This is a genomic window from Roseibium denhamense (assembly GCF_009711415.1).
In the GTDB taxonomy this organism is placed as follows: Bacteria; Pseudomonadota; Alphaproteobacteria; order Rhizobiales; family Stappiaceae; genus Roseibium; species Roseibium denhamense.
This window is the reverse complement of sequence record NZ_SMLZ01000095.1, coordinates 39,810-54,305: the sequence shown is the minus strand read 5'-3', so window position 1 is coordinate 54,305 and position 14,496 is coordinate 39,810. Positions and strand designations below refer to the sequence as shown.

13 protein-coding genes are annotated in these 14,496 nt (G+C 58.4%); 11 read left to right on the top strand and 2 right to left on the bottom strand.

What is annotated here, in order from left to right; translation table 11 throughout:
- Nucleotides 1-81: 81 nt before the first annotated feature.
- Together E1180_RS05445 and E1180_RS05440 are read right to left on the bottom strand one after the other, a co-directional pair.
- Nucleotides 82-879, bottom strand: coding sequence for an SDR family NAD(P)-dependent oxidoreductase (locus E1180_RS05445; protein ID WP_155190140.1), 798 nt, complete (start codon nucleotides 877-879; stop codon nucleotides 82-84).
- A gap of 81 nt (nucleotides 880-960) precedes the next feature.
- Complete coding sequence (locus tag E1180_RS05440) at nucleotides 961-1,923, bottom strand: sugar ABC transporter substrate-binding protein (RefSeq protein ID WP_155190138.1); 963 nt, start codon at nucleotides 1,921-1,923, stop codon at nucleotides 961-963.
- Between the two features lie 291 nt (nucleotides 1,924-2,214).
- Between E1180_RS05440 and E1180_RS05435 the strand changes: the two genes are divergently transcribed.
- The 11 genes from E1180_RS05435 (at nucleotide 2,215) to E1180_RS05385 (ending at nucleotide 14,495) form a co-directional block, all read left to right on the top strand.
- Complete coding sequence (locus tag E1180_RS05435; protein WP_155190136.1) at nucleotides 2,215-3,969, top strand: extracellular solute-binding protein; 1,755 nt, start codon at nucleotides 2,215-2,217, stop codon at nucleotides 3,967-3,969.
- Between the two features lie 12 nt (nucleotides 3,970-3,981).
- Nucleotides 3,982-4,791 (top strand): SDR family NAD(P)-dependent oxidoreductase, encoded by an 810-nt coding sequence (locus E1180_RS05430; protein ID WP_155190134.1) that lies wholly within the window; start codon nucleotides 3,982-3,984, stop codon nucleotides 4,789-4,791.
- A gap of 66 nt (nucleotides 4,792-4,857) precedes the next feature.
- A complete protein-coding gene (locus tag E1180_RS05425; protein ID WP_155190133.1) occupies nucleotides 4,858-6,156 on the top strand; it encodes a M24 family metallopeptidase in 1,299 nt (432 codons plus the stop codon).
- A 63-nt stretch (nucleotides 6,157-6,219) separates the two neighbouring features.
- A complete protein-coding gene (locus E1180_RS05420) occupies nucleotides 6,220-7,239 on the top strand; it encodes a thiamine pyrophosphate-dependent dehydrogenase E1 component subunit alpha (protein WP_283404501.1) in 1,020 nt (339 codons plus the stop codon).
- Entirely contained in the window at nucleotides 7,236-8,234 is a 999-nt protein-coding gene (locus E1180_RS05415; RefSeq protein ID WP_155190129.1) for an alpha-ketoacid dehydrogenase subunit beta, read from the top strand. Before E1180_RS05420 ends, E1180_RS05415 begins: the two co-directional genes overlap by 4 nt.
- The gene (locus tag E1180_RS05410; protein WP_155190127.1) at nucleotides 8,224-9,582 is read left to right on the top strand and encodes a biotin/lipoyl-containing protein; all 1,359 of its coding nucleotides are present in this window, start codon (nucleotides 8,224-8,226) and stop codon (nucleotides 9,580-9,582) included. Before E1180_RS05415 ends, E1180_RS05410 begins: the two co-directional genes overlap by 11 nt.
- Before the next feature lie 19 nt (nucleotides 9,583-9,601).
- Complete coding sequence (locus E1180_RS05405; RefSeq protein ID WP_155190125.1) at nucleotides 9,602-11,047, top strand: NAD-dependent succinate-semialdehyde dehydrogenase; 1,446 nt, start codon at nucleotides 9,602-9,604, stop codon at nucleotides 11,045-11,047.
- Nucleotides 11,048-11,057: 10 nt separating this feature from the next.
- Nucleotides 11,058-11,954, top strand: a complete 897-nt coding sequence (locus E1180_RS05400; RefSeq protein ID WP_208996950.1) for a 2-oxo acid dehydrogenase subunit E2 — start codon at nucleotides 11,058-11,060, stop codon at nucleotides 11,952-11,954.
- 18 nt (nucleotides 11,955-11,972) lie between these two features.
- Entirely contained in the window at nucleotides 11,973-12,737 is a 765-nt protein-coding gene (locus tag E1180_RS05395) for an SDR family oxidoreductase (RefSeq protein ID WP_155190121.1), read from the top strand.
- Nucleotides 12,738-13,440: 703 nt separating this feature from the next.
- On the top strand, nucleotides 13,441-14,088 hold the full coding sequence (locus tag E1180_RS05390) for a DUF433 domain-containing protein (protein WP_155190119.1): 648 nt from the start codon (nucleotides 13,441-13,443) through the stop codon (nucleotides 14,086-14,088).
- Nucleotides 14,085-14,495 (top strand): DUF5615 family PIN-like protein, encoded by a 411-nt coding sequence (locus E1180_RS05385; protein ID WP_155190117.1) that lies wholly within the window; start codon nucleotides 14,085-14,087, stop codon nucleotides 14,493-14,495. Before E1180_RS05390 ends, E1180_RS05385 begins: the two co-directional genes overlap by 4 nt.
- Nucleotide 14,496: the final 1 nt, after the last annotated feature.

The window sequence follows — 14,496 nt, the reverse complement described above, 5'->3', positions numbered from 1 at the left end:
CTCTCCCTGGGCCCGCTCGTGCGAGCCTCTGTTTTGTCGGTTACATCCGCCAACAGATCCTCCCTAACCTGTTGTTTTATTTCAAACCAGGGTCATGCCGCCGTCGATCATGACAATCTGACCCGTCATGTAGTCGCTGTCTTTTGAGGCAAGGAAGTTCGTTGTTCCGGTAATATCGTGCGGTTTGGCTACCCGGCCCTTGAGAATTTCGGCCGAAAACTCTTCCATGGCCTGCCCCGGGCGTTCGGCGGCGCCGATCGCCATAAGGTCTTGATCGACCTGTTCCCACATTTCGGTCGCAACAACACCGGGCGCAAAGCCGGTGACCGTGATGTTGTGAGGCGCCAAGTCGCGCGCGCCGGACTGGGTTAAAGATACGACCGCCCACTTCGAGGCGCAGTAGGGCGCCACATTGCCAAAGCCCTGGCGGCTGGCGATGGAGGCGGTGTTGACGATTTTGCCGCCGGTGCCCTGGGAAATCATCTGCTTAGCCGCTTCTTGCATGCCGATCATGCAGCCAAGGCCATTTACACCCATGATAAAGTTCCAGTTGTCTTCGGTGACATCCAGAAAATTCATCGGTTTGTTGACGCCGGCATTGTTGAATTTGACGTCGAGTTTCCCGAAGGCCGAAACGGCTTTGCCAATCATATCCTGGACTTGCTGGCGGTCGGTGACGTCCACTGCCGCCCAAGTTACCATGGCACCGTTGGTATTGCTGATGGTGTGGCTGTCGGCTGCAACCCGCTCGACTTGCTCTCCGTTGATATCTGCAAAACAGACATCGGCGCCTTCGCTGACCAATGCCTCGCCAATTGCGCGGCCGATACCCCGCGCAGCACCGGTCACGATGCAGGAACGCCCGGACAACCGGCCCATGATCTCCTCCCAGAGTATGTGTTTTGTTTTTATGAAAAACAGGGCGCGGGGGTGCCGCGCCCTGTGAGAGGTATCGGGATCTTAGAAGACCGGCTTGTCAAACTCGGCCATGTTGTCCTGGGTGATCTTCGGCGTGTCAAAGTAGTTCAGGAAAGGAATTTCCTCGCCATTCAACACATCAACAGCTGTTTTGAGCGCCGCCTTGGCATCGTCGACCGGCGACTGATAGATCGAGCCCCAATATTCGCCGCGCTCCATGGCTTCATAGCCAACCGCGAAGTTTGTGGCGCCGACAAAGATAATGCCCTCACGGCCAGCGGCCTTCGCAGCATTCAGCGCACCCACACCCATGTTGTCATCGCCGGAGTAGACCCCATCAATGTCGTCGTACTTTACGAGGAACGCTTCCATGACTTTTTGCGATTTTTCACGGTTCCAGTCACCCGGCTGCTTGTCGATCTGGGTCACGTTCGGGCATACTTCCGGCAGGCGATCGTCAAAGCCCTTGGCGCGCTCAATCGCGGTGGTGTAGCCGGGCTGACCCGTTATGTGCACGACCTGCGCTTCGTTCTCGATGCCCATTTCCTTAAACTTGTCGCACATGATTTCAGCGGAGCGTTTGCCCTGCGTAATGTTGTCCGGGCCGGAGAACGACTTCACGAAGTCAAATCCCTGCTCGGCGATATTTGAGTTGGTCACAATGACCGGGATCCCGGCCTTGTGCGCCTTACGGACGGCCGGGATGACTGCCTCGCCGTTGGTCGGCCAGATGATGATCGCATCGACTTCCTGTTGGATGAGGTCTTCCATCTGGGCGATCTGCCGGGCGACGTCGCCGCCAGCGTCAAGCACTACGGTTTCGACGTCCGCATTCGCATCGGCGGCCTCGATAAAGGCTTTTTCATAAGTCGTTTGGTAGCTGTCGACGCCGACGTTATTCTGCGTGATGCCGATCTTCATTGTTTCGGCTGATGCAGCTCCGGCAAATGCCATACCTGTGGCGGCCGTTGATGCGATCAGAAGTGCGCGAAGAGACTTTGTCATACCCATTATTCCTCCCTTGGGTGCAGTTTTTAGTGCCGTTGCAACTCTCCTCCAGAGCCGCGCCGCCGGTGCAGCGGTGGCATTTCAATAAACGTGCCCGCCCTTCCCTTGCGTCGCGCCCCAAAAATTATCCAATATGATCACCTCATTATCCATTTTGGATATTTATTCCGTTTTGCCACGCTAAGCTCTCACCGAAGCTTGTAGGGAAGATCAATGTCGATCCAAAAAAAATCCGATTTGGAGAATTTTGGCCGTGGTTCTGGATCCGCAACATCCTGGAGCAATCCGATGAATCACCATCATGGAGAACTGGTTACGGAGCGGCAAACCCTTACGCCCCAAGCTAAGACTGAAATTCTGCAGGTTCTCAGTTTTTTGCAGAATTTCGAGGATGAACTTGACGGCTTGCTCGAGGTCACCGCGCCCAATCCATATGTAAAAATGTCCGCCTATCTCGTCAAACGCCATCTGGAAGCAAAGGCAGTGACACCGACGTCGCTTATCGGCGCATCGGGCGTTCCCTATGCGACGGCAACACGGCGAATGAAAGAAATGGTCGACGCAGGATTGATCGAACAACGTCCCCGAACCGCCAGTGGAAAGAGCTTCTCCCTCCATCCGAGTGCCGAGATGCTGGAGGCCTGGACGCAGTTCAGCAATCGAGTGCGGCGGCTAGCGGGCCAAAGCTTCGGCTCAATAGAGCCCCGCTCCGAAACCCAAGACTATTATTTCGGCGGATCCTATTTGGCTGCGCAAACGATACAGCCACCTCAAGTCTTGCTAGAACCGCTTAAACTCACCGGTGGGCTCAAGGTCTTGGTCCACGGGGATCCGACCTTCATGGTCATGCATGGCTTGAAGCGTCAATTCGAGCAGGTAATCGGCTGTCCGATTCAGCAGCGGGCTTTTTCCATTGACCGTCTTCACGAAGAGGCCGTGAAAAACGCGCAGCGCCCTGCAAGCCGGTATGATCTGATTGCCATCGACCTGCCTTGGGTCGGGGAATTCGCCGAAAGCGGGTATCTCTTGCCGCTTGACGACATTCTGGATACCGAACGGCTCAACCCAAGCGATTTTCATACCGCCGGATGGCAAAGCGCACATTGGGGCGACCGGTCCTATGGCGTGCCCTCCCAAACGACCCCAGAACTGCTGTTTTACCGCAAGGACCTATTCGCGGAGGCAGGTCTTGAGCCACCGCATACGATCGCAAAGCTGCTGAGAGCGGCCGAAGAACTGCATCAGCCGTCGCAAGGGCGCTATGGCATCGCCTGGAATGCCGCCAGGGGCACGGCCCTCGGCCACACCTTCATCATGACATGTGCGGATTTTGGCCAGCCCGTGCTGGACCTGCCCAAACAGGCCGGAGGCTTTGACGCCTCGAAACTGGCCGAGGGTGACTACCGGCCAATGATTGACACGCCGCGCGGCCTGGAAGCGGCAGAATATCTCATGGCCCTGCTGCAGTATTCGCCGCCGGATATCCTTTCGATGTCCTGGTATGAGCGCGTGCGCCCCTTCGCCAACGGCAAGGTCGCCATGGCCTATGGCTACACACTTCTGGCCCCCTATTTCGAGCAAAATCCGTCCTGTGCCGCCTTCGGCAATGTCGGGTATTTGCCACATCCGGCCGGGCCGCGCGCCAATCCGGTCGCACCTGTCGGCGGATACCTGCTTGGCATTCCGGCGAATATTCCACCAGAGCGGCTGGAGGCAGCAGTGGAGGCGCTCATCGTCTTCACCTCGCCGGAAGCTCAAAAGCTGTATGTCGAGCACGGCAGCCGCACGAACCCGCGGTATTCGGTCGGGGCCGACCCGGAAGTGCGCCGCCTGTCACCCATCTTTGAGGCGGTCGACGCCATGTCCTGGCGCGACGAACTGCAGTTCTGGCCACGCCCGCCAATCCCCGAAATAAGCCAGATTATCCAGATTTGCGGGGAGGAATGCCACGACATGCTGCGCGGCGTTCAGTCTCCAAAAACAGCCTTACAGGCAGCACAAGACCGCGCCGATCAAGTTTTGAGGGAAGCGGGAAAACTTTAACGGGAGGAATTCATGGACCCCAATCGTCTGAAGGGAAAAAACATCCTGATCACCGGCGCCGCGCGCGGCATGGGAGAAGCCAACGCGAAGGCATTCGCCGCGCAGGGCGCCAATGTCTGCGTCGGAGATCTCGATGGAGACACCGCGGGTGAGGTGGCAAATGCCATCAACGCGGCAGGAAACGGCAAGGCGATTGCGGTGAAAATGGACGTCACCAAACGTGCCGACAACGCCGCCGCCGTTGCCGCGACGGTCGACGCTTTCGGCTCGATCAATGTGGGTCTGTTCAACGCCGGCCTCAACAAACCCCGGTTCTTCATGGATATCGATGAAGACAACTGGGACATGATCATGAACGTAAACACCAAGGCGATGTGGCTCGGCATGCAGGAAACGGCCCGCCAGATGATCGCCCAGGGACCCATGCCGGATCACCCCTACAAGCTGATCAATGTCGGAAGTATCGCCAGCCGCAAGCCGCTGGTGGACGTCACCGTCTATTGCACCTCGAAATACGGCTGTCTGGCATTGACCGAATGCGGCGCACTTGGCCTAGCGGAACACAACATCACCGTGAACGGCTACGCGCCAGGTGTTGTGGTGACCCCGCTCTGGGAACAACTGGACAAGGACCTCGTCGAAATCGGTTTTAAGGAGCGCGAAGGCCAAGCCTACGAGGACATCGTGGAAAGCAATCTGGTCATCAAGCGCGTGTCCTATCCCGACGACATTACCGGAACGGCGTCTTTCCTGGCCAGTGACGACAGCGATTACATGACCGGTCAGATGATCTCCATCGATGGCGGCTGGGTGACCAAGTAAGCCCGCGCCGATAAAGATTTTCACCTTAATGCGGGTGCGCCTGTTCGCACCCGACAGGAGCCTTTTATGACCCGCGCCCTGATGCCCAACATGCTCACGCCGCAAGACCTGGAACCCAATTGGGAATGGCGTGACCGCCTCCCTGCCTGGGGACACACCTCCGTCGACTTTGAGCGCCGTGTCGACCATGACCGCCTGCGCCGCTACCGGCTGGCGCGCACGCGGCAGTCCCTGCAGAATTCACCTGCAGGCTCGCTGTTGCTGTTTGACGTCAACAACATCCGCTACGTTTCGGCCACCAAGATCGGCGAGTGGGAACGGGACAAGATGTGCCGCTTTTGCCTGCTGACCGGCGATGACAGTCCCTATGTCTGGGATTTCGGGTCGGCCGCGGTCCATCACCAGCGCTATTCCGACTGGCTGGAGCCCGATCACTGTCTGGCCGGCGTCGTCGGCATGCGTGGCACCATTCCGCCCGAGTTTGGCCTGATGCGCAAATACGCCAAAATGATCGCCCAATTGATCAAGGATGCGGGCATGGCCGACATGCCGGTGGGGGTCGATTACGCCGAGACCGCCATGTTCCATGCCCTGCAAGAGGAGGGCATCAAGGTCGTGGATGGTCAACAGATCATGCTGGCCGCACGCGAGATAAAGAACTGGGACGAAATTCAGCTTCTGACACAGGCCGCGTCCATGGTGGATGGCGTCTACCACATGATTTATGAGGAGCTGAAACCGGGCGTGCGCGAGAATGACATCGTCGCCCTGTCCAACAAGCTGCTTTACGAGATGGGCTCGGACGATGTCGAGGCGATCAATGCGATCTCCGGAGAGCGCTGCAATCCTCATCCGCATAATTTCACCGACAGGCTGATCCGTCCCGGAGATCAGTGCTTCTTCGACATCCTGCAGTCCTATCAGGGCTACCGGACCTGCTATTACCGCACGTTCAATGTGGGCCGCGCGACGCCGGCGCAGAACGACGCTTATGTGAAAGCGCGCGATTGGATCGACGCCTCCATCGCCATGATCAAGCCGGGCGTGACCACCGACAAGGTCGCCGAGGTCTGGCCGACCGCAGAAAGTCTCGGCTTTCCGAATGAGGATGCCGCTTTCGGCCTGCAATTCGGTCACGGGCTCGGACTGGCCTTGCACGAACGGCCGATCATTTCCCGTGCGGTGTCGCTGGAACATCCGATGGAAATCAAGACCGGCATGGTGTTCGCGCTCGAAACCTATTGCCCGGCGACAGATGGCTATTCCGCCGCGCGGATCGAGGAAGAGGTCGTGGTGACCGAAACCGGGTGCGAGGTGATCTCGCTTTTCCCGGCCGAAGACCTGCCGATCGCCAACCGCTACTGACCGCAAAATCGCGGCAAGCCGTCCGCTTTCAAGGCGGGCGGCACAATGGGAGGAGACAAGCCCGTGTCCGACACGCGCACGCACAACACCGAAGACTATCTTCGCATGTACAAGCAAATGGTCCGGATCCGGGCATTTGAAGACAATGCGAACCAGCTTTACCTGTCCGCCAAGATGCCCGGCCTGACCCACATGTATTCCGGTCAGGAGGCCGTCGCCGTCGGGATCTGCGAGGCGCTGACGGACGAAGACCGCATCACCTCGACCCACCGGGGGCATGGCCATTGCGTCGCCAAGGGCGCCGAGTTCAAGGCCATGTTCTGCGAGCTTTTGGGCAAGGAGGAAGGCTATTGCAGGGGCAAGGGCGGCTCCATGCACATTGCCGACCAGTCCCACGGCAATCTCGGCGCCAACGCCATCGTTGGTGGCTCGATGGGCATTGCCACGGGCGCAGCATTGTCGGCCAAGCAGCTTGGCAAGGACTTCGTGACCGTGTGTTTCTTCGGTGACGGCGCGACCGCTCAAGGGCTTTGGTATGAGGTCATGAACATGGCCGCGCTCTGGAAACTCCCGGTCATCTATGCCTGCGAGAACAATGGCTACAGCGAGTACACGAAAACGGAAGAGATCGCCGCCGGGTCTCTCACCGCCCGCGCGGAAGCTTTCGGGATAGAAGCTTTCGAGGTCGACGGCCAGGACGTTCTGGCCGTTAACGAGCTGACCAACCAGCTTGTCGAGCGCTGCCGGAATGGGGAGGGTCCGTTCTTCATGGAACTCAAGACCTACCGCTATCACGGTCACCATGTCGGCGACATCAACCGTGACTACTACCGTTCCAAGGACGAGGAAGCGGAGTGGAAAAACGTCCGCGACCCGATCACCAACTTTGGCAAGTGGCTGGAAGATCAGAACATCCTGTCCGCCGACGAGTTGGTCGCCATCAACAACGAGATCAAGGCCGAGGCCGAAGCGGCCGTCGAGTATGCCCTCAACGCGCCCTATCCGGACACATCCGAGGTCGACATGCACGTGTTTGCCGGTGTCGACCACGCGCTTGACTATCTGGGAGGAGCCCGCGGATGACCCGTGAAGTTACTTTTTCAAAGGCTGTCAACGAGGCGATTGCCGAGGAAATGCGCCGCGACCCGACGGTTTTTCTGATCGGCGAAGATGTTGCCGAGGCCGGAACCCCGTTCAAGGTTCTGTCGGGATTGGTGGAGGAATTCGGCACCGGCCGGGTGATCGACACGCCGATTTCGGAGCCGGGCTTTATGGGCATGGCCGTCGGGGCGGCGATGACCGGATCCCGGCCCATCGTCGACCTGATGTTTGGCGACTTCATCTATCTCGTCATGGACCAGCTCTGCAATCAGGCGGCCAAGACCCATTACATGTCCGGCGGAAAGCTTAAGGTTCCGCTGGTCCTGCGCACCAACATGGGCGCGACCCGGCGATCCGCAGCCCAGCACAGCCAGTCGCTCCAGGCCATCGTTGCCCATATTCCGGGGCTGAAGGTCGCCATGCCCTCCTCGGCCTATGAGGCGAAGGGGCTTTTGAAGACGGCGATCCGGGATGACAATCCGGTCGTGATTTTCGAAGACAAGCTGATGTATCAGGACAAGGCTCTTGTTCCGGAAGAGGAGTACCTGATCCCCTTTGGCCAGGCGAATGTGAAGCGCGAAGGCCGCGACATTACTCTGGTGGCAACGTCCTCCATGGTGCAGGTGGCCGAGGAAGCAGCTGATGCGCTGGCCAAGGACGGGATCAGCGCTGAAATCATCGACCCGCGCACCATCGTTCCGCTGGATGAAGAAACGATCCTGAACTCGGTGCGCAAGACATCGCGGGCGATCGTCATCGATGAAGGCCACCAGAGCTACGGCGTGACGGCGGAAATCGCCGCTCGGATCAGCGCAAAAGCGTTCTATCACCTGGATGCGCCGGTTATCCGCATGGGGGCCATGGATGTGCCTGTGCCGTTCTCGCCGGCGCTGGAGGACCTGACCGTGCCCACTGCGGCGGGCGTTGCGGACAATGCACGCAAGATTTGCCGCGGGGAGCTGCTCCATGCCGCATGACGTGATCATGCCCGCACTTGGGATGGCACAAGATACCGGCCTGCTGCTCGCCTGGCATAAAAAGCCGGGGGACGAGGTTGCCGAGGGCGATGTGCTGTTTGAAGTGGAAACTGACAAGGCCTCGATGGAGGTCGAGGCCCAGGCGGCCGGATATCTGACCGATGTCAGCGCCGAGCCGGGCAGCGATGTGCCGGTGGGGCAAACCATTGCGCTGATTTCGGAAAACCCGAAAGGAAACGGTAGCAATTCATCCGCGCCTCCGCCGTCTGAACCCTCCGGCAACGGCGTGGCCGCCGGATCTCCGGCACGAGACAGCGCCGACATTGACGGCAAGCAGGTAATCATGCCGGCGCTCGGCATGGCGCAGGATACCGGCCAGATCATCTCCTGGGCCAAGGCTGCGGGGGATGCTGTTGCTGCCGATGATGTGCTTTTGGAGGTCGAAACCGACAAGAGTGCGATGGAAGTGCCCGCCGGGTTTGACGGCTATGTGGCTGCCATTCTCGCCGAGGCTGGCGAAAACGTGCCCGTCGGGGATGTGATTGCGGTCATTTCTTCTGAGAAACCCGATGCGCCGGTCACCCGCTCCGCGAAATCAGGCACACTAGAGCCCGCAGCGTCTCCAGCCTCGGCAAAAAGTGCTCCAACACCCGACGCGCCTGCGCCCGCACCAAATCCGGCGCCCCCTGAAAAGGCAGCGCCGCCTATTGCATCCGGCGGCAAAATCCTTGCCTCGCCGAAGGCAAAACGGCTGGCCAAAGAACAGGGCCTTGATCTTGAACGTCTTGCCCTCGCAGGCGTCACGCAGCCATTTCATGTTGCCGATCTGGAAACGCTGAAAACCTTGCCTGCCGAAACCGCGCCCGCAGCCGCCACGCAGGCCGTTAGCCGCCGGATCGTCGCCGAGGTGACCGGCACGGCTCTTGCCGAATTTACCGGCTGGCTGTCACGCGAACTCGGCCAGAAAGTCCGGCAGGAGACAGTCCTCGCAGGCTTCGCCGCGTCCGCCCTGCGGGCCACGGGTCAAAGCGATGCCATCAGCGTTCAAACCGCGGTGCGGGGGCTGGTCCGCTCCTACCAGGACCCGGATTTGGCAGGATTTGGGCACGCACAGCCTTCGGATAGCGACACAGAACCGTTGCTCATTGTGCGGGATCTCGTTGGCTCTCCGCTTACATCGATCCAGCTCGGTGCCGAAACCGTCCCGGTCTTGACCGTGTCCGGCGCGGACAATGCGCTGACCATCACTTGCGAGTGTCCCGGCGAAGCCCTGTCCGCCGAGGCAGCGCTTGCTCTCACCACAGAATTTGCGGAGCGGATCGGCGATCCCCTCCGTCAGTTACTTTAAGGAACGAAAGGCGCTCCCCATGGACTATGCCGTTCAAGACTACACCGATCTCTACATTGGCGGAAAATGGCGGCCCGGCGCCTCCGGTGACCGGTTCGACGTCATCAATCCGGCCACAGAGGAAGTGCTGGCGAGCGTCGCTTCCGCCGAATTGGCGGATGCCGATGCCGCTCTCAATGCTGCCGAGGACGCCTTTGCCGACTGGGCCGCGCGCACGCCGCGCCAGCGCTCCGAGGTGCTGCGCAAGGCGTGGGAGCTGATGACGGCAAGGCTCGACGAGTTCGCCAAGTTGATCACGTTGGAAAACGGCAAGGCCGGCAATGACGCCCGCGGCGAGGCAACCTATGCGGCCGAGTTCTTCCGCTGGTTTGCCGAGGAAGCCGTGCGTGCCGATGGCCTGATCACCCACGCGCCCTCGTCCGGTGCGCGGATCATGGTACAGCACAAACCGGCCGGCATCGCCGTGCTGGTCACGCCCTGGAATTATCCGGCGGCAATGGGCACCCGGAAAATCGCGCCCGCTCTGGCCGCAGGCTGCCCGGTGATTATCAAGCCGGCCGGCGAAACACCGCTGACGATGCTGGCCCTGATGCCGCTTCTGGAAGAAGCCGGTGTTCCCAAGGGCCTCGTGAACGTGCTGCCGACAAAGCACTCCGGCAAGCTGGTCGACCATCTTCTGCATGATCCGCGCGTGCGCGTCGTCTCTTTCACCGGGTCCACTGGTGTGGGCCGGAAACTGCTGCATTCCGCCGCCGACCAGGTCTTGAAACCGGCGATGGAGCTAGGTGGCAATGCCCCGCTCATCGTCTTTGACGATGCAGATCTCGATACTGCGGTGGAAGGCGCGATGCTCGCCAAGATGCGGAACCTTGGCGAGGCCTGCACCGCCGCCAACCGGTTCTATATCCATGAAAGCGTGGCTGACGCCTTTGCAGAGAAATTCACCGCAGCGATGGCGAAACTGAAACTCGGCAACGGATTGGAGCTGGACGTGGATGTGGGCCCGCTGGTCAACCGCGATACCCAGCAGAAAGTCGCCGAGTTCGTTCAGGACGCGGTCGGCAAGGGCGCCAAGATCACTCTCGGTGGGACGGTCCCGGACGGCAAGGGCTTCTTTTATCCGCCAACCGTCATGACCGATGTGCCGGAGACGGCCGATTGCGTCCATGACGAGATTTTCGGCCCGGTCGCCGCCTTGCAGACCTTTTCCGACACCGAAGACGTCATCCGCCGTGCCAATGACACCGAGTACGGTCTGGTCGCCTATGTCTTTACGGAAGACATGAAACGCGGCCTGCAGGTCTGCGAGAAGCTCGACTACGGCATGGTTGGGCTGAACCGCGGTCTGGTCTCAGATCCTGCAGCCCCGTTCGGCGGCACCAAGCAGTCCGGTCTCGGCCGCGAAGGCGGACATGAAGGCATGCTGGAATTCATGGAAACCCAGTACATCTCGGCAAGTTGGTAAGGAGGGCGGCATGAATTACATCGCATCGCCCTCCGTCCGGTCTTATGCCGGCCGCAAGGGGGTTGATCTTGATGCAGTCGCTGCCGCAACCGGCCGCGAGACGCTGGCCAAGGAAGACGTGGATCAGCACCTGACCGGCGCCTCAAGTCCAGGTGCAATGGCCCAACCGGCCAGCACCCGGTATTGGGACGTGGACCACACGGCCCATGGGCCGGTCAGCGACGAACCGGTGAGCCGTATGGCGCAGGTTGCGGCGGATAACCTGTCCGCGGCCAATGCTCATATTCCCCAGGTCACGCACCATGACCGGGCCGACATCCGTAAAGTCGAAGCCTTCCGGGCGAAGCTGAAAGAAGAGGCGCTGGACCGGGGCATCAAGCTGACAACGCTCGCCTTCCATGTGAAGGCCCTGTCGGCCTGCCTGAAGGCGTTCCCGAAATTCAACGCCTCGCTCAGCGCCGACGGCCAGACCCTGCACATGAAGACTTACGTCCATGTCGGGATTGCCGTCGACACCCCGGCGGGCCTGATGGTGCCCGTGGTGCGCGATGCCGACCGCAAGGGTCTGTGGCAGATTGCCAGCGACATCGCAGATCTGGCGGCGCGCGCGCAGGCCCGGAAGATCCGCCCGGACGAAATGGGCGGCGCGTCGATGTCGATTTCCAATCTCGGTGGCATCGGGGGGACGGCTTTTACCCCGATCGTCAACCCGCCCGAAGTCGCGATCCTCGGTATCACCCGGACCGAGACCGTGCCGGTCTGGGAGGATGAGGCCTTTGTGCCGGTACCGATGGTGCCGCTGGACCTGAGCTACGATCACCGGGTGATCAACGGGGCGGATGCCGCCCGCTTCTTGAAGCACTATGCCGATTTGCTGGCAGATCCGCGCCGTTTGCTGATTGGCTAAAGAGGAGAACACCCGGCCATGGCGTCGACCATTGACCTGTCCGGCAAGACCGCTTTGGTGACCGGCGCCAGCCGGGGCATTGGCGCGGCGATTGCAAAAGGTCTGGCTGAAGCGGGAGCCGATGTCGTTGGGATCGGCACGTCCATCGAGACAGGCTCGGCGGACTTGAGGGAAGAGATAAAAAAAGCCGGTGTTCGCTTCACGCCGATCAATTGCGACCTGGCATCACGGGAACAGATTTCCGACTTGGTCGAACGCCTGGCGCGTGATCAGGTGCAGATCGACATCCTGGTCAACAATGCCGGCATCATCCGGCGGACGGAAGCGGCCTCTCACGCCCTTGAGGACTGGGATGCGGTGATGGCGGTCAATCTGGATGCCGCTTTCCTGCTCAGCCGTGACTTTGGTGGCAAGATGGTTGAACGCGGGTCCGGCAAGATCATCAACATTGCCTCGGTGCTGTCGTTTCAAGGCGGCATTCTGGTGCCGGGATATGCGGCTGCGAAGGGTGCGCTTGCGCAGTTGACGCGATCATTCGCTAACGAGTGGGCCTCGAAAGGTGTCAATGTAAACGCGGTGGCTCCAGGCTATATCGCCACGGACAATACAGCCGCCCTGCAGGCAGATGAAAAACGCACCGCAGACCTGTTGGCCCGTGTTCCGGCGGGACGCTGGGGCACACCAATGGACATTGCAAGTCCCGTCACATTCCTTGCCAGCGACCATGCAAACTTCATCCACGGCGCAGTTCTACCCGTAGACGGCGGCTGGCTCGCACGATGAAAGAGCGGACTGCAGCGGGTCCTTTCAGAGCCTTTGTTGTCCTACGGGTTCATTCGCGACCGCAGGGCTCAAAGACACGCGGTGTTTTTGAAACCGTGTCATCTTCATGTTCATCATTATGTTTGACCGAGGCATGGGGCGCGGATGACGGCTGGTTACAAGCGTTGACGGCATAAATGCCGCCGGGATGGTATTGAAATTCCGATCCAAAGACGGCTTGTGGCAGCCCTGACGGGCCATTTATTTTTTGAAACAGGAAAGGGAGAAATCCAAAACGGCACTCGCGAACAGGCGATTTCTGCTTACACAGTGCTTACACAGCACTATTTTCACCCAAGCGAAATTATGCTAAATTATTGGAAAATATGGCGCACCGGGGAGGATTCGATTTGATTTTTTTATATATTTTTCAAATACTTAATATTCTCTACATTAATCATCAGCTGTGATTTTGATCGAATGTGTATCATCTGTGTGACAGCATTCTTCACCGATTTTTGCCATAAATAATGCGTACACTTTCGCAGGAACATGCACGCGGCCTCTCAGTGCCGACGCGTCCGTCGTGAAACGCTACTAGACCCGGCATCCTGCGTCTGAGGCGCATGAACCGTTTCGAAACTCTTGAGTGACAGTATTGTAAGTTGAGTCAATGGTACCTTGCACTATTTCATGGTGTAGGTATCATCCCTGTTGGGAGAACATGATGGGCGATCGCAATCAAGACAGCATTGTCTCTGCCTTCACGGAAGAGCAAGTTGAACGCTTGACTGGTATCAGCAAGCGGCAGCTTCGCTATTGGGACCGCATCGATTTTTTCACGCCGAGCATCGGCTACGAAGACCGCCGTCAGCCATATAGCCGCCTTTACTCTTTTCGCGACCTAGTGTGCCTCAAGGTTCTTGACCGTTTGCGCAATGAAGCAAGCGTATCCCTGACTCACTTAAGAAAGGTCAAAAAGAAGCTCGCTCACCTGGGTGACGACCTTTGGTCCAAAACGACTTTGTACGTTCTGAATAAAAAGGTCGTTGTCGACAATCCTGAAAACGAAACGAAAGAAGAAGTCGTATCGGGTCAAGGTGTTTTTCAGATACCACTCAAGGTCGTAACCGGGAATTTGATGGAAGCTGTCGAAAACTCAAGGAAACGCGATGAGACGCAATTAGGTTCAATCGATAAAGTCAAGATATTGTCGAAAAAGCAGAATGTCATTTCAGGCACTAGAATTCCCGTGCGTTCAATTAAAGCATTTGCAGACGCTGGTTACTCGATCGAAGAAATTATCCAAGAGTATCCCTCATTGACCGCGCAAGATATTCAAGCTGCCATCGAGTATGAAGAAGTCGCTTGAAAAAACTACATTCCAAGCTGAAGGTTCTTCTTGATGCTGGCGTTCCAGTATCAGTAGGACGAAAATTTGAAGATGCAGGGCATCAAGTTATTTTTTATCAGGAAGTTTTAGCCGAAAAAGCTCCTGACGAAGTTGTGTGTACGGTCGCAATCGAGAACAAAGCAATTTTGATAGCGATCGACGCCGACATGAAACAATTTTCAAAACGATATGGTAAACCTGACGCCGCTGAAGGTCGATTCAAAAACCTCAATGTCATTCGCTTATGCTGCAATGAGGTAATGTCCTCAAAAAGGGTTGAGCAATCGATGTCTCTGATCGAACACGAATGGGCTTATTCTGCAAAAAAGCATGCAAGGCGTCTATGGCTCGACATTGCTGCGCACAATATTAGAACACACCGATGAA

Bases quoted from the DNA above. Each gene is read 5' to 3' on its own strand.
- E1180_RS05415 (WP_155190129.1), top strand. From the start codon at position 7,236: ATGACCCGTGAAGTTACTTTTTCAAAGGCTGTCAACGAGGCGATTGCC.
- E1180_RS05430 (WP_155190134.1), top strand. From the start codon at position 3,982: ATGGACCCCAATCGTCTGAAGGGAAAAAACATCCTGATCACCGGCGCC.
- E1180_RS05410 (WP_155190127.1), top strand. From the start codon at position 8,224: ATGCCGCATGACGTGATCATGCCCGCACTTGGGATGGCACAAGATACC.
- E1180_RS05445 (WP_155190140.1), bottom strand. From the start codon at position 879: ATGGGCCGGTTGTCCGGGCGTTCCTGCATCGTGACCGGTGCTGCGCGG.
- E1180_RS05395 (WP_155190121.1), top strand. From the start codon at position 11,973: ATGGCGTCGACCATTGACCTGTCCGGCAAGACCGCTTTGGTGACCGGC.
- E1180_RS05400 (WP_208996950.1), top strand. From the start codon at position 11,058: ATGAATTACATCGCATCGCCCTCCGTCCGGTCTTATGCCGGCCGCAAG.
- E1180_RS05390 (WP_155190119.1), top strand. From the start codon at position 13,441: ATGATGGGCGATCGCAATCAAGACAGCATTGTCTCTGCCTTCACGGAA.
- E1180_RS05440 (WP_155190138.1), bottom strand. From the start codon at position 1,923: ATGACAAAGTCTCTTCGCGCACTTCTGATCGCATCAACGGCCGCCACA.
- E1180_RS05425 (WP_155190133.1), top strand. From the start codon at position 4,858: ATGACCCGCGCCCTGATGCCCAACATGCTCACGCCGCAAGACCTGGAA.
- E1180_RS05405 (WP_155190125.1), top strand. From the start codon at position 9,602: ATGGACTATGCCGTTCAAGACTACACCGATCTCTACATTGGCGGAAAA.
- E1180_RS05435 (WP_155190136.1), top strand. From the start codon at position 2,215: ATGAATCACCATCATGGAGAACTGGTTACGGAGCGGCAAACCCTTACG.